The organism is Stenotrophomonas sp. PA-6-5C, assembly GCF_021605635.1.
Lineage (GTDB): Bacteria > Pseudomonadota > Gammaproteobacteria > Xanthomonadales > Xanthomonadaceae > Stenotrophomonas > Stenotrophomonas lactitubi.
On record NZ_WKEE01000079.1, the window covers coordinates 1 to 18,421 of the forward strand.

The window sequence follows — 18,421 nt, forward strand, 5'->3', positions numbered from 1 at the left end:
GTTGCGGGGGACGCCGTGAACCCGTCCATGGGGGCTTGGCCGCGGCATCCATGCCGCGGACACCCCCGCAACCGGACCCACCCCGCCTTCGACAGTTTCCTGCGATCTGTTGGAACGGCTCGTGGGGTCAGATCCGTTTTCCGAAGGAAAACGGATCTGATCCCAGAATTGTTTCGATATCTGACAGATGTGTCGACCAAGGTCGACACCTACCCACAGCCGTGGGGATCTGTCAGAGGTGGGGCGGTGCCGGATTGCGGGGTGTCAGCCGCATGGATGCGGCTGCCAAGCCTACAGGGACGTACTTGCGGCGTCCCCGCACTCCGACACCGCCCCGCCATCCCACGGATAACCCGCTGTTGCCGTTGCTGTTGCTGTTGCCTCAGCAGGTGCAGGGCTGCAAGCCCTGCCAACAAAAAACCCCGCTTGCGCGGGGTTCTCTGTGTACTGCGTGCAGCGGAGGCTTACGGACGACGCTCCAGGGCTTCGATGTCCTTGGCCTTGGGCAGCAGGTCCTGCTTGGTCACGCGCAGGGCACCCACGGTCAGCATCGGCACCGCCACCAGGATCGAGGACAGCACCACGATCACCGCACCGATCATGTGCGTCTCGGCCAGGCCTTCCATCGAGCTGCCGCCGTACAGGTACAGGGCCAGCGCAGACAGGAAGAACATCACCGCAGTGATCACCGTACGCGACAGCGTCTGGTTGATCGAACGGTTCAGCACTTCCATCGGCTCCACGCGCAGGCTGCGGAAGTTCTCGCGGACACGGTCGAACACCACGATGATGTCGTTGATCGCAAAACCCATCACCGACAGCAGGCCGGCCAGCACGGTCAGGTCGAACTCACGGCCGAGCAGCGACACGTAGGCCACCGTCACGATCAGGTCGAACATGGCCACGATGCTGGCGGTGACCGCGAACTTCCATTCGAAGCGCACCGCGATGTAGATCAGGAAGCCGGCCAGCATGAAGATGGTGGCGTACAGGCCATTCATCGCCAGGTCCTTGCCGATCTGCGGACCAACGAACTCGTTGCGCAGCACGGTGGCCTGGTTGTCGGCCGAAGAGACCGCCTTGACCACGGCCGCAGCGGTGGCCTTGTCCTCGGCAGAGGCGCTACCGGTACCCGGAGCATGTTCACCGTGCGGGGCCAGGCGGATCAGCAGGTCGGTGTTGCCACCGACGCTCTGTACCTGGGCGCCGTCGAAGCCGTTCTGCTCAAGCTTGCTGCGGACATCCTCGACGTCCACCGCGTGTTCGAAGCGGGCTTCGATCAGGGTGCCGCCGGTGAAGTCCAGAGCGTAGTTGAAGCCCTTGAAGCCGATGATGCCGATCGATGCCAGGAACACGATGATCGTGACGACCATCGCGACATGGCGCCAGCGCATGAAGTCGATCTTGGTATCGTTCGGGAGGATGTGCAGCGGAAACAGTTTCATGTGCGTGTCGTCCCGTCAGATGGCCACGTTCTGGAGCTTCTTGCGACGGCCGTAGATCAGCGTCGCCAGTGCACGCGATACGGTAATCGCGGTGAACATGGAAGCGAAAATACCGATGATCATGGTCAGCGCGAAGCCCTTCAGCGGACCGGTACCGAATGCGAACAGCGCCACACCGACGATCAGGCCGGTCAGGTTGGCGTCGAGGATGGTGCCCGATGCCCGCTCGTAACCGGTCACGATCGCGGTCTTGCCCGGCACGCCGGCACGCAGCTCTTCACGGATACGCTCGTTGATCAGCACGTTGGCGTCGACCGACAGACCGACCGACAACGCCAGACCGGCAAAGCCCGGCAGGGTCATGGTCGCGCCGAACAGCGACATCACCGCCACCACGATCAGCAGGTTGAACAACATCGCGATCGAGGTGATCAGGCCGAACATGCGGTAGTAGATGGTGAAGAACACCAGGGTGAACATGAACGCGTAGACCACCGCGGTGATGCCGTTCTTGACGTTCTCTGCACCCAGGCTCGGGCCGACCACGCGCTCTTCGACAAAGTCCATCGGTGCAGCCAGCGAGCCCGACTTCAGCAGCTTGGCCAGGTCTTCGGCTTCCTTCTTCTGCAGACCGGTGGTCTGGAAGTTCTTGCCGAACACGCCGTTGATGTTGGCCACCGAGATCACTTCCTCGTTGACCTTGAAGCCACGCACTTCCTGGCCGTCAACCACGGTCACGGTCGGCACGCGTTCGGTGTAGACCACCGCCATCGGCTTGTTCACGTTGGCGCTGGTGAAGTCGAACATGCGCTGGCCACCGACGTTGTTCAGCGTAACGCTGACTGCCGGGGTGCCGCTGGTGGAGTCGGTCACCGCCTGCGCGGCCACCATCTGGTCACCGGTGACGATCACGCGCTTGTTCAGCAGCACCGGACCGCCGTTGTCACGACGCTGGTAGACCTTGGCTTCCGGCGGGATACGACCCGACGCGATGGCGTCCTGTGCGTTGCCTTCCACAACTGCCCGGTATTCCAGGGTGGCGGTGGCACCGATCATGCGCTTGGCTTCGGCCGTGTCCTGCACGCCCGGCAACTGCACCACCACGCGGTCAGCACCCTGGCGCTGGATGATCGGCTCGGACACGCCGAGCTGGTTCACGCGGTTGCGCAGGGTATTGATGTTCTGCTCGATGGCGCCGTTGGCGATCTGCGCGATCTCGGCTTCCGGAATGGAGACCGTGATGCGGTTGCCGCTGACGTCGTAGCCGAGCGTCGGCTGCGCCTTGGCCAGCGCGGCGCGGGCACGGGTACCGGCGTCTTCACCGGCCGACGGGCTCAGGTTGGCGACGATGGTGTTGTCGGCACGACGCTCGACCGACTGGTAGGCGATGCGCGCATCACGCAGGGTGCTGCGCACGTCTTCGGTGTAGGCATCCAGGCGCTTGTCCAGCGCGGCCTTCTGGTCGACCTGCAGCACGAAGTGCACGCCGCCCTGCAGATCCAGGCCCAGCACCATCGGGCGACCGCCGAGCTTGGCCAGCCAGTCCGGCACGGTCGAGGCCAGGTTCAGGGCCACCGTATAGTTCTCGCCCACGCTGTCACGCAGCGCATCGCTGGCGGCGGACTGCGACTTCAGGTCCGACAGGCGGACGATCAGGCTGTCCCCTTCCTTCTCTGCGCCGAGCGTGGTGACACCGGCCTTCTTCAGGTCGGCCAGCACACGGTCACGCAGCGCATCGTCGATCTGGCCGCCACGGTTGGCGGTGATCTGGATGGCCGGGTCCTTCTGGTAGATGTTGGGCAGTGCGTACAGCGCGCTGAGCGCCAGTACGATCACGATGACGACGTACTTCCAGCGTGGAAATTCGAGCATTGCTTGGGTCCCGCGCGGCGCCATCCCCGGCGCCGCGGTTGTGCTTCAGAAAGGGAGTGGCTTACTTGGCCGAATCCAGGGTGCCGGTCGGCAGCACGCTGCCGACAGCGCCCTTCTGCACGCGGATGCGCACGTTCTCGGCCACTTCGACGGTGACGAAGTTGTCGCCGATATCGGTGACTTTGCCGGCGATGCCGCCGTTGGTCAGCACTTCGTCGCCGCGCTTGATCTTCTCCAGCATGGACTTGTGCTCCTTCTGCCGCTTCATCTGCGGGCGGATCATCAGGAAGTACATGATGGCGATCAGGATGATCGGGAACAGCAGCGTGGTCAGGCCCATGCCCTGCGGTTGGCCGCCAGCGGCCTGGGCGTGGGCGGCGGGAATCAGGAAGGCAAGCAGGTTCATCGTTGGTCCTTTGGTTGGGCGGCGCTTCGGCCGTTTCACGGGCACGAGGTGTCGACCGCGGATCTGGGTCAGCCTTGAAGTATGCCACGGCCCCGGGCATTCGTCCTTGGGCCGTTTGGCAGGGGGTGCTGCGGGTTTACAGGGGCGGCGCTACCGCCCCGCGTGCTGCGTAGAAGGACTCGCGGAAGGCCAGGAAGGTTCCCGCCTCGATGGCCGCGCGGATGTCGGCCATCAGTTTTTCGTAATAGAAGAGGTTGTGCTGGGTGCCCAGCATCGGCGCCAGCATCTCGTTGCAGCGGTCCAGATGACGCAGGTACGAGCGGGTATAGCCGCCGGCGCAGGCCACGCAGCCACAGCCCGGCTCGATCGGGTCCATGTCCCGCGCGTACTGTGAATTGCGGATGCGGACGGTGCCGAACGAGGTGAAATAGTGGCCGTTGCGCGCATTCCGGGTCGGCATCACGCAATCGAACATGTCCACGCCACGTGCGACACCCTCGACCAGGTCCTCAGGGCGGCCCACGCCCATCAGGTAGCGCGGCCGGTCGGTGGGCAGCTCGGGGTCCAGATGGTCGAGCATGGCGTTGCGCTCGTCTTCCGGCTCACCCACGGCCAGGCCGCCGATGGCATAGCCGTCGAAGCCGATCCCCTGCAGGGCCTCGGCCGAACGGCTGCGCAGGTCGGTGTGCACCCCGCCCTGGACGATGCCGAACAGGGCCGCGTCATTGCCGAGCTCGTCATGGGCATTCCGGCTGCGCTGGGCCCAGCGCAGGCTCAGCTCCATCGAGCGGCGGGCGACGTCCTCGGTGGCCGGGTACGGCGTGCACTCGTCGAAGATCATCACCACGTCCGAATCGAGCACCTTCTGGATCTTCATGCTCTCTTCCGGCCCCAGGAACACGCGGGCACCGTCGGTTGGCGAGGCGAAGGTCACGCCCTGCTCGGTGATTTTGCGGCGGTGGGCCAGCGAGAACACCTGGAAGCCGCCGGAGTCGGTCAGGATCGGGCCATCCCAGCGACAGAAGCCGTGCAGGCCGCCGTGGTCGGCGATGATGTCCAGGCCCGGCCGCAGATACAGGTGGAACGTGTTGCCGAGGATGATCTCGGCGCCCAGCGCGCGTACCTGGTCCGGCAGGATGCCCTTGACCGAGCCATAGGTCCCCACCGGCATGAAGGCCGGCGTTTCCACCGTTCCACGCGGGAAGGTCAGGCGGCCACGGCGAGCGCGGCCATCACGGGTCTGGAGCTGGAACTGCAATCGGGACATGGAGCGGTCATTCGGGCAAATAGTCGCCCATTGTCTCCCAAAACCGCCTTTTCTGCTCCGGTAGCGCCGGACCATGCCCGGCGGATGACCCGCAACTCCGCCACGCCGGGCATGGCCCGGCGCTACCCACCTCAGCCCTACCCCGCCTGCGGGAACAGCAGCATCGCGTCGCCGTAGCTGAAGAAGCGATAACGCTGCTTGATCGCGTGCTGGTAGGCCTCGAACACCCGCTCCTTACCGGCGAAGGCCGAGATCATCATCAGCAGCGTGCTTTCCGGCAGGTGGAAGTTGGTCACCATCGCGTCGACGCTGCGGATCCGGTAGCCCGGGGTGATGAAGATCTGCGTTTCGCCGGCGAACGGCAGCAGTTCGCCATCGCGCATCGCGCTTTCCAGCGCGCGCACCACGGTCGTGCCGACGCCGATCACCCGGCCGCCAGCCGCACGTGTGCGTCGCACCTGCTGCACCAACTCGGCGCCCACGTTCAGCCACTCGCGGTGCATCACGTGGTCCTTCAGGTCGTCGGCGCGCACCGGCTGGAAGGTGCCCGCGCCCACGTGCAGGGTGACGTGGCCGAACTCCACGCCCTTGTCCTTCAGTGCCGCCAGCAGCGCTTCATCGAAATGCAGGCCGGCGGTCGGCGCTGCCACCGCGCCCACTTCGCGGGCGAACACGGTCTGGTAGCGCTCGCGGTCATCCACGCCCGGCTCGCGCTGGATGTAAGGCGGCAACGGCAGCCGGCCAGCGTGCAGCAGCCACTGTTCCAGCGACTCCGGCACATGGAACTGCAGCACATAGAACTCGCCATCGCGGCCGAGCACTTCGGCTTCGCCACCCGGGTCCAGCGCGATCCGGCTGCCGGGCTTGGGCGACTTGCTGGCGCCCACCTGGGCTCGCGCCTGCTGGCCGCCGAGCAGGCGCTCGATCAGGATCTCCACGCGGCCACCACTGGCCTTCTGCCCGAACAGGCGCGCCGGGATCACCCGGGTGTCGTTGAACACCAGCAGGTCGCCCGGTTGCAGCAGCGACGGCAGGTCACGCACCTGCAGGTCGGTGAAGGCTGCCGGAGCCGGCGGCACCAGCAACAGACGGCTCGCCGAGCGTTCGGCCAAGGGTGCCTGGGCGATCAGTTCGGCCGGCAGGTCGTAATGGAAATCGGACTTCTTCAAGGCAGTGGACGGCAACAGGTCGACAATGGCGCGCATTGTACGTCCAGCGTCTGCGAGCCTGCGCAGCGGACTTCGAACGTCGCGCAAAATGCTGCTATGCAACAGTCTTTTGCGGGGTTATCGCGCAAAAAAACAAGTGCTAGCATCGACGAGGAAGTCCGCTGCACGAGCCCGCCCCAAGCGCGCGTAAAGACGCGCGTTTTGCTTTTGAAGGCCCGTGCGACCCAACGTTTCAGGAGATCTGCAATGAGCTTCATCGAACGCCTCGCCCCCCTCCGCGCCCAGCCCGGCACCCGCCTCACCAACGGCCTGGATGACGCAACCCTGACCGCCCTCGCCGCCAACCATCCGCAACTGGTTGCCGCGATTGACGCCGCTGCCGCCGAATTCGCGCGGGTGCAGGCCGAGCTGGGGCCGCTGCTGGCACAGGATGAGCAGGCGCAGATCGATGCCATGCAGGACGGCTTCGTCAATTTCTACGCCGATGATGCGGTGACCCCGTACGTGGCGCTGGCCGCACGCGGCCCGTGGGTGGTCACCTTGAAGGGTGCGGTGCTGTACGACGCAGGTGGCTACGGCATGCTCGGCTTCGGCCACACCCCAGATGCGGTCATGGAGGCAATGTCACGGCCGCAGGTGATGGCCAACATCATGACCCCCAGCCTGTCCCAGCAGCGCTTCATCACCGCGCTGCGGGCCGAGATCGGCCACCGTCGTGGCGGCTGTCCGTTCACCCGCTTCATGTGCCTGAATTCCGGCTCCGAAGCGGTCGGCCTGGCGGCGCGCATTGCCGACGTCAACGCCAAGCTGCAGACCGACCCGGGCGCGCGCCATGCCGGTGCGGCGATCAAGCGGGTGGTCATCAAGGGCAGCTTCCACGGCCGTACCGACCGCCCGGCGCTGTATTCCGATTCCAGCCGCAAGACCTACATGCAGCACCTGGCCAGCTACCGTGGCGAGGAGTCGGTGATCACCGTCGCGCCGTACGACGAGGCCGGGCTGCGCAAGGTGTTCGAGGATGCCGCGCAGAACAACTGGTTCATCGAAGCTGTGTTCCTGGAGCCGGTGATGGGCGAAGGCGACCCGGGCCGCTCCGTGCCGCCTGCGTTCTATGCGTTGGCCCGCGAACTGACCCGCGCCCATGGCAGCCTGCTGCTGCTGGACTCGATCCAGGCTGGCCTGCGCGCCCATGGCGTGCTGTCGGTGGTCGACTATCCGGGCTTCGAAGGCCTGGATGCGCCGGACATGGAAACCTATTCCAAGGCGCTGAACGCTGCACAGTATCCGCTGTCGGTGCTGGCAGTGACCGAGCACGCCGCGCAGCTGTACCGCAAGGGTATCTACGGCAACACCATGACCAGCAACCCGCGTGCGCTGGACGTGGCCTGCGCCACCTTGGCCCAGCTGACCCCGCAGGTCCGCGCGGCGATCTCCGAGCGCGGTGCTGAGGCCGTGCGCAAGCTGGAGCAGCTGAAGAACGAGCTGGGCGGCCTGATCACCAAGGTGCAGGGCACCGGCCTGCTGTTCTCCTGCGAGCTGGCCCCGCAGTTCAAGTGCTATGGCGCCAATTCCACCGAGGAATGGCTGCGCCAGCACGGCATCAACGTGATCCACGGCGGCGAGAACTCGCTGCGCTTCACCCCGCACTTCGGCATGGACAGCAGCGAGCTGGACCTGCTGGTGGGTATGGTGGGCCGCGCCCTGCGTGAAGGGCCCCGCCGCGAGCAGGCTGCCGCTGCGTAACCGCAGACCTTCTAGAGCCGGGCGCTGCCCGGCCGAAAGGCTGACGGGCTGGCCGTGATCTGAACGAAATGCCGCCGGGCATGGCCCGGCGCTACAGAGAACAACGGCGAGGCCTCATAATTGCCCGGACACCCCGCCCTGCGACCGGCTTCACTGGTCGACCGCGGGGCGTTTTCGTTTCAGGCCAAGACAGGAAGATCCATGAAGTCGATCTGTGTGTACTGCGGTTCCAACGCTGGCAGCAAGCCGGTCTACACCGAACGCGCCATTGCGCTGGGCGACCGCATCGCCCGCGACGGCATGCGCCTGGTGTACGGCGGCGGCAATGTCGGCCTGATGGGCACCGTGGCCAATGCCGTGCTCGCCGCCGGCGGTGAGGTCACCGGCGTGATTCCGCGCCAGCTGGCCGACTGGGAAGTGGCCCATCGCGGCCTGACCGAACTGGAGATCGTCGGTTCGATGCATGAGCGCAAGTCGCGCATGTTCGATCTGTCCGATGGCTTCGTCGCCCTGCCCGGCGGCTTCGGCACCATGGAAGAAATCTTCGAGATGCTGACCTGGCGCCAGCTCGGCATCGGCAACAAGCCCTGTGCGTTCCTCGACGTGGACGGCTTCTACGCGCCGCTGATCGGCATGATCGATCGCATGGTGGAAGAGCGCTTCCTGCACCCCGAGCAGCGCCAGGACCTGTGGTACGGCTCGGACATCGAAGAGATGCTGGCTTGGATGAAGAACTACCAGCCGGCCCAGGCCTCGAAGTGGATCGACGAGAAGCGCCGCGCGGCGCTGCGTTGAAGACTGCGTGCGCGGTGGCTCAGGCCGCCGCGCGCGTCCACGGTGCCGGCCGACCCAGCAGGTAACCCTGGCCGTAGTCGCAGCCGAGCTCAAACAGCGTGTCACGCTGCGCCTCGGTCTCGATGCCTTCGCCAATGGTCTCGATGCCCAGCGTGCGCGCCAGTGACAGCACGCCCTCCACCAGCGCGCGCGTACTCTGCGCCTCCGGCCCGTGCAGGCCGGCAATGAAGCTCTGGTCGATCTTCAACGTGCTGATCGGGAAGCGATGCAGGTAGGACAGCGCCGAGAAGCCGGTACCGAAATCATCCAGCTGCACCTGGATGCCGCGTTCGCGCAGGCCCTTGAGGATGTGCAGCGTATGCGGACCATCGTCGAGCAGCGCGACCTCGGTGATTTCCAGGCGCAGCCGCTGTGGGTCCGCGTTGCACGCCTCCAGCAAGCCATACAGCCGTCCGCTGAACTCGGCGGAGCGGAAATGCCGTGGCGACACGTTCACCGAAACATAGCCACGCCCGCCGTCGGCAAGGCCGGCAATGACCTGCTCATAGATCAGCCAGTCGACCTGTTCGATCAGGCCACTTTCCTCGCCCAGTTCCAGGAATGCGCCCGGCAGCAGCAGGCCGCGGCGCTCATGCTTCCAGCGCAGCAGGGCCTCGTGGCCGACCACTTCGCCATCGGACAGGCGCACGATCGGCTGGTAGAACGGCACGAAATCACGGTTGTTGATCGCCCGCCGCAGGTCAGCCTCAAGATCCAGACTGCGCAGCGCCTGCTCGCGCATCTCCTCATCGAAGATAGAGCAGCGGTCGTGGCCCTGGGCCTTGGCCCGGTACATCGCCGCATCGGCGTCGCGCAACAGCTCCTCGCCGGTTCGATAGCGCGGGTTCCACAGGGCGATGCCGAGGCTGCCGGAGGGAAACAGCTCGCGACCGGCGATCCACATCGACTCCTGCAGTGCCAACAACAACCGCTGGCCGAAATCCAGGGCCTGCGCCAGCCCGTCCGGGCATTGCAGCAGCACGGCGAACTCATCGCCGCCGAGGCGCGCCACCACGTCGTTGTCACCTGCCATGGATACGATGCGCTTGGCCACTTCCACCAGCATGCGATCGCCTGCGGCGTGGCCGATGCTGTCGTTGACCAGCTTGAAGCGGTCAAGGTCCAGGAACAGCACCGCGAACACCGGGCCGCCCTCGCGCCGGGCCAGCGCCAGCGCATCCTGCAGCCTGTCCAGCAGGTGCAGGCGATTGGGCAGCCCGGTCAACGCGTCGTGCATGGCCTGGTGGGTGAGGCGCTGCTCGGCGCGCAGGCGTTCGCCGATCTGGCCCAGCAGCTTTTCGTTGACCTCGCCCAGTTCGCGGGTGCGCTCTTCCACCCGTTTTTCCAGCTCGGCATGCGCCGAGCGCAGGCGCTGCTGGTCGCGCTGGCGCGCAAGACCGGTGCCGATGTTCTGTGCGACGAAAATCAGCAGGCGCTGGTCATGCACACTGAAGGCGATCTGCTCGGTGTAGCTCTGCACCACGATCGCACCGACCACTTCGTCGTCGCGCAGCAGCGGCACACCGAGCCAGCACTGCGAACGTGCACCGGATTCGCGTACCTCGCCGGTTTCCAGCAGCGCATCGATCTGTGCACGCGAGGCCAGCAGGGGGCGCCGATGACGGACCACATATTCGGTCAGGCCGCGACTGAACGCGCGCGGTGCACGACTCGCGTTGTGCTCGTCTACCGAATAGACGAAATCCAGCCCATCGCTCTCGGCATTGACCAGCGCGATGTAGAAGTTGCGTGCATCCAGCAAGCGCCCGACCACGCCGTGGACCTGCCCGTAGAACTGCGCCAGGCTGTCGGCCGACATCGCCATTTCGGCGATGTTGTACAGCGCGGTCTGCAGCTGCTCGGCACGGCGGCGCTCGGCCACTTCATCCTGCAGGCTCAGATTGGCGCGCTGCAGCTCCTGCGTGCGCCGTTCCACCTGCTGCTCCAGCCGCACCTGCGCCTGGCGACGATCCATGGCGGTCTGCACGTGCTGGGCGACAAAACCCAGCAGCGCCCGTTCGGCTTCGCCGTAGCGGTCGGCGTGCTCGTAACTCTGCACCACGATCGCACCGCACACGCGGCCATCGCGCAGCATCGGCACGCCCAGCCAGTCCAGGCTTTCCGGGCCGCGTTGCGGGTCGTGCTCCTGGTCTACCCGCGCCAGCAGTTCGCGCGAAGGTCCGCTCAGCGGCCGGCCATGCCGCAGCAACGCCACGGTCAGGCTGCGCGGCATCTGGTCGATGTCGTAGCTCTGTGCAGGATCGGCAACGAAGTCATCGACCTGGTCGGCGAAGTACAGGAAGCGGATCTGCCGGCGGACATCGTCATACTCGACGATGTAGCAGTTCTGCGCATACATCAGCGTGCCCAGCACGCCATGCACGTGGCGCAGCATCTCGCCCATTTCCAGGTCGGCACCGGCCAGGTCGGCAATCTGGAACAAGGCCTGCTGCAACCGTTCGGCCTGTTCCAGCGCCTTGATCTGACCCGCCTGGCGGTCGCGCTGCAAGGCCAGTTCCATCGCCTGCCGGGCCAGCCCCCACCAGGCCGGAGAGGGTGTCGCCCCGCGCACCGACAGCAGCAGCCGGGCGCCGTCGTACTCCCAGCCGTGGCGGCCTTCGGCAGGGTCGGCCAGCGGCTGCCAGACGTCCTCGCCGCTGCCACCGATCGGCCAACCGCCCTGCCCGCTGCCGAGCTGCGGATCGTCCCAACCGACGCGCACGACCGCCGTTTCCGGCAGCAGCGCATGCAGCGCGCGCACCAGCGCCGCGCTCAGCACAGGCTCGTTGTGTGACGCTTCCAGCGCGCGGTCGGCTTCGGTGGACAAATGACGTTCTCTTGGCGCCGCCTGAGCGCCGCCTCCCCTGAATTACCGAGCATAACGCGCCACCCGGGGGGCAATGGAAGCCCGGTAACCCCGAAACGTGCCGTCGGGCGTTTTTCCTGTCGATCCTCTCCTGATTCCCGCCGTGACCGTCGCCCAGTCCCACGCCATCGCCGGCTATGCGCCACCGCCTCCAGGGCTTACCCTGTACGGCGTGGATGCCAGCGCCCTGCCAACCGATGAAGCCTTGATGCTGGCCTGGGCAGCCGGTGACGTGCACGCGTTCGAAAGCCTGTATGCACGTCATCGCAAGCGCCTGTTCGGCTTCCTGCTGCGGCAGCTGCGCGACACCGCGCTGGCCGAGGAGATGTTCCAGGACGTCTGGCAACGGGTGATCAGCGCACGGGCAGGCTGGCAGGCTGACGCGGCCTTCAGCACCTGGCTGTTCCGCATCGCCCACAACCGCCTGAACGACCACTGGCGCGCCGCCCGCCATCGCCCCCCTGCACCGGCCGATGCCGATCTGCGCCTGGCCGCGCTGGAGGAAGGGCAGACCCCGGAAGCGGAACTGTCCGAATTCGAACAACGTCGCCGCATCCAACTGGCGATGGAAGAGCTGCCCGCAGAACAGCGCGAAGTGCTGCAGCTGCGGCTGGAACAGGAACTGAGCCTGGAGGAGATCGGCCAGATCACCGGCGTTGGCCGGGAAACCGTGAAATCGCGGCTGCGCTATGCGATGGACAAGCTGCGTGCGGGACTGAACGCATGAACCGAGACGATCCCCTGACCCCGGAAGAACGCGAACTGGCACGCCTGCTTGGACGCCGCGCCGAACAGGGCCCTCCGCCGGCGCTGGACGCGGCGATCCTGGCCGCTGCGCGTGCGGCCGTGGAGGCGCCGGCCTCTGAGGCGACTCCGCTGCCGGCGGCACCGCGCACGCTGCGCCCACGCCGCCGCTGGCCGGCCGTATTCGGCGTGGCCGCATCCACGGTGTTCGCCGTGGGCATTGCCTGGCAGATGCGTCCAGAGCCGCCGCCGGCCCCTGCGGAGGCGGTTGCCACCGCGCCGGCTGCACAGGAAATGGCGGCCGATGCGAACGCCGAAGGCATGGCCTACGACAGCGCGGCCGCTGATGTCGCAGCCACCGAACCGGTACCTGCACCAACAGCAGCACCTGCGGCCGCTGAGGCAGCACCTGCTTCGGCAGCGGCCATCGCAGACGTGCCGAAACCCGCGCCCGCCGCACCTCGGCAGTTGCCTGCCCCGATGATGGCGCCGGCACCGCCACCTACGCCCGCAGCCGACACCGCCTTTGCCTCGCCGCCGATGCCTGCTGCAGCGCCACCCGCACCGGAAGCCTATTCGGCGCCTGCGCCTGCGCCGGCAGCCGCACCTGCGGCTCCTGCCGCCGCGATGAGGGCGCGCAAGGCCACTGCGGCAACGGCGGAATCAATGACCTCCGCGCAAGCCATCGCCGAAGACCGCATCGCGCTCACTGCGGCCAAGCAGGATGCGGCCGGCCGAACCGCACCTGGCGTCATGCGCCGCGCCAGTGATGCAGGCCTCAGTGCGGAGGCCGTGCAGGCCGAAGTGCAGGCAGATGCCGGGCTGCCCCGCCGGCAATGGCTGCAGAAGATCCGCGAGCGTCGCGATGCCGGCCAGCGCGACCTGGCCCGGGCGAGCCTGGAGCGTTATCTGCAGACCTATCCAGAGGCGCGCCTGCCAAAGGATGTGCGGCCATTGCTGGACGACTGAAGCACGTCGGCGGCAAGCCCGTAGAATGAAGGGAATGCCCGACACCCTCGCTCAACCGGTCAGCCACACCCTGGACGTCAAGCACAGCCGCTTCATCGCGCATGCCGCGCCGATCGAGGGTACGTCTGCTGCGCTGGCATTTCTGCAGGAGGTGGCCGTGGCCGATGCGACCCACAACTGCTGGGCCTACCGGCACGGCCAGGACTATCGCTCCAGCGACGATGGCGAACCGGCCGGCACCGCTGGCCGGCCGATCCTGGCAGCCATTGATGGCCAGGGATTCGATCGGGTGATGGTGGTGGTCACCCGCTGGTTCGGGGGCATCAAGCTGGGCGCCGGTGGCCTGGTCCGCGCGTACGGCGGCGCCGCTGCCGAATGCCTGCGCACCGCACCGCGCCTGCCCTTGGTGGCGATGGCGCGGCTGCAGCTGGTGGCTGGATTCGAGGACCTGGGCGCGCTGCACGCTGCCCTGCCCGCCCATGCCGCCGAGAAGCGCGATGAACAGTTCGATGCCAATGGCGTGAGATTGCGGGTCGAATTGCCCGCAGACCAGGTCGCCGCATTGAAAATCCGCCTGCGCGACGCCACCCGTGATCGTATCCGTATCCAAGATGACCTCCTCGATGACTGACAAGGACGCACCGGCCACAGATCCGGCTTCCCCGCCGCTGCGCCGCCTCGGCAGCCTGCGCACGCTGTGGCCGTTCGTGCGCCGCCACAGCGGCTTGTTCAGCGCCTGGCTGCTGGCCCTGGCCGTTTCTTCGGCGGCGACGCTGAGCCTGCCGCCGGCCGTGAAGCAGATGATCGACCACGGCTTCAGCAGCGGTGGCCAGATCAACCGTGCCTTTGCGCTGCTGATGCTGGTCGCGGTGGTGCTGGCGTTGGCGACGGCCGCGCGTTTCTACTTTGTTTCGTTGCTCGGCGAGAAGGTTGTGGCGGATCTGCGCAGCCGTCTCTACGCGCACCTGATCCAGCTCGGCGCCGGCTTCCACGACCGCAGCCGCAGCGGCGAACTGGTTTCGCGCCTGACCGCCGACAGTGAACTGCTGCGCAGCGTGGTCGGCTCGACCATGTCCGTGGCGCTGCGCAGCAGCGTCACCGTGGTTGGCAGCCTGGCGATGCTGTTCGTCACCAGCCCGCGGTTGGCCGCCTGGTCGCTGCTCGGCATCCCGCTGGCAGTGCTGCCGATCATCATCGGCGCACGCAAGCTGCGCACCATCGCGCGCAGCAGCCAGGACCGCATCGCCGATGCCAACAGCCTGGCCAGCGAAACGCTGGGCGCGGTGCGCACCGTGCAGGCGCATGCCCGCGAGCCCTATGAGCGCGGCCGTTTCGACCATGCGCTGGGCGATGCGATCCGTGCCGCGCGTCGGCGCATCGGTGCGCAGTCGCTGGTCACCGCCAGCGCCATCCTGCTGGTGTTCGGCGCGATTGTCGGTGTGTTGTGGCTGGGCGCGCACGACGTCATCGACGGGCGCCTCAGCGCCGGTACGCTGGGCCAGTTCGTGCTGTACGCACTGATCGGCGGCGGCTCGGTCGGTGCGCTGGCCGAAGTGTGGAACGAACTGCAGCGCGCGTCCGGCGGCATGGGCCGCATCGGCGAGCTGCTGCAGGAAGACATCGAGATCCGTGCGCCGGCCACGCCGCGTGCGCTGCCGCAGCCGCTGCGTGGCGAAATCCACTTCGACGACGTGGTGTTCAACTACCCGCAGCGACCGGACCAGGCCGCACTGGACCATTTCAACCTGCACGTGCGACCGGGTGAAACCGTCGCTCTGGTCGGCCCGTCAGGCGCCGGCAAGAGCACGGTGCTGTCGATGCTGCTGCGCTTCCACGATCCGGCCGCCGGCCGCATCTGCGTGGACGGCATCGACGTGCGCGAGGTCGATCCGGCTGAGCTTCGCGGGCAGCTTGCGCTTGTGCCGCAGCAGCCGACGTTGTTCGCCGCCAGCGCACGCGACAACATCCGCTATGGCCGGCTGGAGGCCAGCGACGCCGAGGTGGAAGATGCAGCCCGCGCCGCTGAGGCCGACGTCTTCCTGCGTGCGCTGCCGGAGGGCTACGACAGCGAACTCGGCGAGCGCGGTGCCCGCCTGTCCGGTGGCCAGCAGCAGCGCGTGGCGATCGCCCGTGCCTTGCTGAAGGACGCACCGATCCTGCTGCTCGACGAAGCCACCAGTGCTCTGGACGCGCAGAGCGAGCATGGCGTGCAGCAGGCACTGGAACGATTGATGGCCGGGCGCACCACGGTGGTCATCGCCCACCGGCTGGCGACCGTGCTGAAGGCCGACCGCATCGTGGTGATGGATCATGGCCGCATCGTGGCCGAGGGCACGCATGCGGAGCTGCTGGCTGAAGGCGGCCTGTATGCCGAGCTTGCACGCCTGCAGTTCATCGATTGATGACGGCCGGCTAACACCGGTCGGATCACTCTGACAGCGTTGCAAAGAACCACTGAAGGAGGTCAATCATGTCGTTCCGTCAGTTCCCTGCTGTCGACAGCAATGGCGAAAGCCACATCATCATCGAGTTCAAGCCCGAGGCCAGCGGCAGCGGGCATGGCTCCGAGACGACGCCGCGTTATGAACTCGACGACGGTCGCCAGCTGGTGCGCAACGGCCGCGAGTTCACCACCAGCGGTGGTGAAGTCAGGTTGTCGATCTAGCGGTCCGCTGTAGCGCCGAGCCAGGCTCCGCTCCACCGTTGGCTCCAACAAAAAGGTTGGTCATTTTTTGACCAACCATCTTGACAGCCTTGCCCGCCAAGGCCTGCAGCCGGTTATCCACATGTTTGCGCAGAAGCCATCCACACGCCCTGTGGATGAATGGCGCTACGCGAGCACCCGGCCGATCCCGCTGGCATCCACCTCGGCTGCCGCTGCAGCAATGGCTCCCGGCTCGCTGCCTGCCACAAAGCCGATACGGAAATGTACTTCGCCGGCGGGCGTGCGCGAGGAATGGATCGAGGCCAGGCTGATGCCATGCTGCTCGAACACGTTGAGCAGTTCGCGCAAGGAACCCGCGCGGTCTTCAGGCAGATGCACCGACAGTGCGTTGCGCTCGGTCAGGTCGGCCAGCAGATAGCCGACGCGCTCGAAGGTGTAATTCCCCGCAGCCAGCGCCTGATCGCCGAAGGCACTCCTGTTGGCCCCAAGCAGGTGTTCGCGGAATGCGCCGCGCGCGGCATCGTCGCCCTGCCCGACCTGCGCCTGCAGCGTCTGCAGCTGGCCGATCAAGCGTTGCAGCATTGGTGCCACATAGGGATTGCCGAACTGGATGTCTTCGTAGATCGCCGGATTCAACGACAGGATGCGCGAAATGATCGCCGTATCCAGTTCGAACGAAGCTGATCGATACGGCAGCATCGCCGCCAGCGTGCCCAACTGCGGCTGGTACTCGCGCAGCACACCCGCCTGGGCCAGATGGGTCGCATGCACCATCGCCTGCACCAGCGCCATCATCTGGTCATGGTGCTGCGGCGTGGCCCGTACGCACTCTGCCTGCAGCGCCAGGCACAGCGCGTCGACCCAAGGGCGCCAGTGCTGCAGGCGCGCCTCGCAGACCACCATCACCCGGCCTTTCAGAGTCGGCGCCTTGGGCGGCGCCGTCATCGGATGCAGGCCCACCACCTCGGCGCGCGAGGCCAGCATCGCCTGCACCGGCGCTTCCTTCACCGAGGTCACATCCAGCCACAAGCGTTCCTGCTCGCGGCCAGCCGACAGGCGCGTGTATTCGGCAATCAATGCGGACGTGTGCCGGATGGGTGCGGAGAACACCAGCACATCGGCCTGTTCCAGCAGCTGCTCCGGCGCATGCGAGCCCGGATCAGCCGGATCGTGGCCGATCACCTGCACCTGCATGTGCTGTTCGAAGAAGCGGGTCAGCCAGCGCCCATAGGCGCCGGCACTGCCGACGATGCCGACCGTGCGCGGCGTGCGTTCGTGCAGCTCGCTCATGCCAGCCGTTCGGCGCGGAAGCGCATCCCGTCGGCCAACGCCGCTGGTGCGGCCGCGATCACGTCGAATTCTTCGAAACCATGGGCCAGGGTCGCCTCCAACGCCGCATGGGTGCCGGCGATGGCGCGCGAGATGGCCATCTGCATCGGCTCACCGCGCAGCAGGAAAGACACCATCAGCGACATCAGCACATCGCCGGTACCTGCCACATCGACCGGCAGCAGCGGCGAGGTCCAGCGCCAGGTTTCCTCACGACCCACAGCCAGCGTCACCAGCTCGCCCGGATTGCCGCCGACACTGTGTGCCAGCACCCACTGCGGCCCCCGTGCCAGCAACGCGCGCGAGGCGGCGATGGCATCGGCTTCGACCAGCGCCGGCATGCCGGTCAGTCGCCCGAGTTCGAAGGCATTGGGGGTGACCAGCCAGGCATGCGGCAGCAAGCGTTCAGCGAAGATCGCTTCCAGGCCTGGCTCCACGTAGGGACCGGTGTGGGTATCGCCGATCACCGGGTCCAGGCAGTAGCGAAGCTGCGGGCATGCCGGCAGGATCTCGTCCAGCCAATCAGCAAACGCGGCACCATTGGCGGCGCTGCCGAAGTAGCCGGAGACCAGCATCTTCGCCCGTTGCGGAAGACCACGCTCGCGCGTGCCGAGCAGCAGGTCGGCGAACCAGTCACTGGGCAGCACACGGCCACGGGTGGTCTCGTAGAACGGCGCATTGCTCAGCAGCGTGGTCGGGATCGAGGCCACGCGCACGCCAAGCGCGCGCATCGGGGGCAGCGCGGCGCTGTTGCCGGCATGGCCGTAGACCAGTTGTGATTGGACCGAAATGACATCGATCGGCGAAGGGCCGTCGGGCCGCTGGCGGCGGCCGTGGACCAGGTGGTTGTCGAGGGATTCGCTCATGCCCGCATTCTACGCCCAAGGACGTTTTCGGCAGGGCTGCGCCCTGCACCTGCAGAGGCAACAGCCACAGCCAAAGCCGAGGCAACAGCAACAGCGGCACTCCGAGGAATGGCGGGGCACTGTGGGTTTGCGGGGACGCCGTGAATCCGTCCATGGAGGCTTGGCCGCGGCATCCATGCCGCTCACCCCCCGCAACCCCACAGTGCCCCGCCTTCGACAGTTCCCCGCGAGCAGTAGATCCACACC

The 18,421-nt window shown here is 66.7% G+C and carries 15 protein-coding genes; 7 read left to right on the forward strand and 8 right to left on the reverse strand.

Annotated features, from left to right (window positions below; all coding sequences use genetic code 11):
* Positions 1–464: 464 nt before the first annotated feature.
* The 5 genes from secF to queA form a co-directional block, all read right to left on the reverse strand.
* Positions 465–1,445: a protein translocase subunit SecF gene (secF, locus tag GIW57_RS22145; protein ID WP_100465019.1), complete on the reverse strand. Its 981-nt coding sequence runs from the start codon at positions 1,443–1,445 to the stop codon at positions 465–467.
* Positions 1,446–1,460: 15 nt separating this feature from the next.
* A complete protein-coding gene (secD, locus tag GIW57_RS22150) occupies positions 1,461–3,317 on the reverse strand; it encodes a protein translocase subunit SecD (protein WP_162292008.1) in 1,857 nt (618 codons plus the stop codon).
* 61 nt (positions 3,318–3,378) lie between these two features.
* Positions 3,379–3,723 (reverse strand): preprotein translocase subunit YajC, encoded by a 345-nt coding sequence (yajC, locus tag GIW57_RS22155; RefSeq protein ID WP_089240484.1) that lies wholly within the window; start codon positions 3,721–3,723, stop codon positions 3,379–3,381.
* A 136-nt stretch (positions 3,724–3,859) separates the two neighbouring features.
* Positions 3,860–4,990, reverse strand: coding sequence for a tRNA guanosine(34) transglycosylase Tgt (gene tgt, locus GIW57_RS22160; RefSeq protein ID WP_100465014.1), 1,131 nt, complete (start codon positions 4,988–4,990; stop codon positions 3,860–3,862).
* A gap of 137 nt (positions 4,991–5,127) precedes the next feature.
* The gene (gene queA / locus GIW57_RS22165) at positions 5,128–6,159 is read right to left on the reverse strand and encodes a tRNA preQ1(34) S-adenosylmethionine ribosyltransferase-isomerase QueA (protein ID WP_100465721.1); all 1,032 of its coding nucleotides are present in this window, start codon (positions 6,157–6,159) and stop codon (positions 5,128–5,130) included.
* Positions 6,160–6,405: 246 nt separating this feature from the next.
* Between queA and GIW57_RS22170 the strand changes: the two genes are divergently transcribed.
* A complete protein-coding gene (locus GIW57_RS22170; RefSeq protein ID WP_236512906.1) occupies positions 6,406–7,902 on the forward strand; it encodes an aminotransferase class III-fold pyridoxal phosphate-dependent enzyme in 1,497 nt (498 codons plus the stop codon).
* A 201-nt stretch (positions 7,903–8,103) separates the two neighbouring features.
* Positions 8,104–8,697, forward strand: a complete 594-nt coding sequence (locus GIW57_RS22175) for a TIGR00730 family Rossman fold protein (RefSeq protein WP_025875132.1) — start codon at positions 8,104–8,106, stop codon at positions 8,695–8,697.
* A 19-nt stretch (positions 8,698–8,716) separates the two neighbouring features.
* Here GIW57_RS22175 and GIW57_RS22180 read toward each other — a convergent pair whose 3' ends face one another.
* Positions 8,717–11,563, reverse strand: coding sequence for an EAL domain-containing protein (locus tag GIW57_RS22180; protein WP_100465007.1), 2,847 nt, complete (start codon positions 11,561–11,563; stop codon positions 8,717–8,719).
* A 247-nt stretch (positions 11,564–11,810) separates the two neighbouring features.
* On the opposite strand from GIW57_RS22180, the gene GIW57_RS22185 reads away from it, so the two are divergent.
* From GIW57_RS22185 to GIW57_RS22205, 5 genes are all read left to right on the forward strand, one after another.
* The gene (locus GIW57_RS22185) at positions 11,811–12,329 is read left to right on the forward strand and encodes an RNA polymerase sigma factor (protein ID WP_236512912.1); all 519 of its coding nucleotides are present in this window, start codon (positions 11,811–11,813) and stop codon (positions 12,327–12,329) included.
* Entirely contained in the window at positions 12,326–13,315 is a 990-nt protein-coding gene (locus GIW57_RS22190; protein WP_236512908.1) for a hypothetical protein, read from the forward strand. The genes GIW57_RS22185 and GIW57_RS22190 overlap by 4 nt, the downstream gene beginning before the upstream one ends.
* A gap of 34 nt (positions 13,316–13,349) precedes the next feature.
* Positions 13,350–13,946 carry a YigZ family protein gene (locus tag GIW57_RS22195; protein WP_100464996.1) on the forward strand — a complete coding sequence of 199 codons (597 nt, stop codon included), beginning with the start codon at positions 13,350–13,352 and terminating at the stop codon, positions 13,944–13,946.
* Positions 13,939–15,717: an ABC transporter transmembrane domain-containing protein gene (locus tag GIW57_RS22200; RefSeq protein WP_236512909.1), complete on the forward strand. Its 1,779-nt coding sequence runs from the start codon at positions 13,939–13,941 to the stop codon at positions 15,715–15,717. Before GIW57_RS22195 ends, GIW57_RS22200 begins: the two co-directional genes overlap by 8 nt.
* Before the next feature lie 68 nt (positions 15,718–15,785).
* Positions 15,786–15,980 carry a hypothetical protein gene (locus GIW57_RS22205; RefSeq protein ID WP_088101408.1) on the forward strand — a complete coding sequence of 65 codons (195 nt, stop codon included), beginning with the start codon at positions 15,786–15,788 and terminating at the stop codon, positions 15,978–15,980.
* A gap of 165 nt (positions 15,981–16,145) precedes the next feature.
* Here the strand turns inward: GIW57_RS22205 and GIW57_RS22210 are convergent, their stop codons facing one another.
* A complete protein-coding gene (locus GIW57_RS22210) occupies positions 16,146–17,270 on the reverse strand; it encodes a prephenate dehydrogenase (RefSeq protein ID WP_236512911.1) in 1,125 nt (374 codons plus the stop codon).
* The gene (gene pdxY, locus GIW57_RS22215; RefSeq protein ID WP_191078970.1) at positions 17,267–18,175 is read right to left on the reverse strand and encodes a pyridoxal kinase; all 909 of its coding nucleotides are present in this window, start codon (positions 18,173–18,175) and stop codon (positions 17,267–17,269) included. The genes GIW57_RS22210 and pdxY overlap by 4 nt, the downstream gene beginning before the upstream one ends.
* Between the last annotated feature and the right edge of the window lie 246 nt (positions 18,176–18,421).

Coding starts and splice junctions, on each gene's coding strand:
- secF (WP_100465019.1), bottom strand. CDS start 1,445: ATGAAACTGTTTCCGCTGCACATCCTCCCGAACGATACCAAGATCGAC.
- secD (WP_162292008.1), bottom strand. CDS start 3,317: ATGCTCGAATTTCCACGCTGGAAGTACGTCGTCATCGTGATCGTACTG.
- yajC (WP_089240484.1), bottom strand. CDS start 3,723: ATGAACCTGCTTGCCTTCCTGATTCCCGCCGCCCACGCCCAGGCCGCT.
- tgt (WP_100465014.1), bottom strand. CDS start 4,990: ATGTCCCGATTGCAGTTCCAGCTCCAGACCCGTGATGGCCGCGCTCGC.
- GIW57_RS22170 (WP_236512906.1), top strand. CDS start 6,406: ATGAGCTTCATCGAACGCCTCGCCCCCCTCCGCGCCCAGCCCGGCACC.
- GIW57_RS22175 (WP_025875132.1), top strand. CDS start 8,104: ATGAAGTCGATCTGTGTGTACTGCGGTTCCAACGCTGGCAGCAAGCCG.
- GIW57_RS22185 (WP_236512912.1), top strand. CDS start 11,811: ATGCTGGCCTGGGCAGCCGGTGACGTGCACGCGTTCGAAAGCCTGTAT.
- GIW57_RS22190 (WP_236512908.1), top strand. CDS start 12,326: ATGAACCGAGACGATCCCCTGACCCCGGAAGAACGCGAACTGGCACGC.
- GIW57_RS22195 (WP_100464996.1), top strand. CDS start 13,350: ATGCCCGACACCCTCGCTCAACCGGTCAGCCACACCCTGGACGTCAAG.
- GIW57_RS22200 (WP_236512909.1), top strand. CDS start 13,939: ATGACTGACAAGGACGCACCGGCCACAGATCCGGCTTCCCCGCCGCTG.
- GIW57_RS22205 (WP_088101408.1), top strand. CDS start 15,786: ATGTCGTTCCGTCAGTTCCCTGCTGTCGACAGCAATGGCGAAAGCCAC.
- GIW57_RS22210 (WP_236512911.1), bottom strand. CDS start 17,270: ATGAGCGAGCTGCACGAACGCACGCCGCGCACGGTCGGCATCGTCGGC.
- pdxY (WP_191078970.1), bottom strand. CDS start 18,175: ATGAGCGAATCCCTCGACAACCACCTGGTCCACGGCCGCCGCCAGCGG.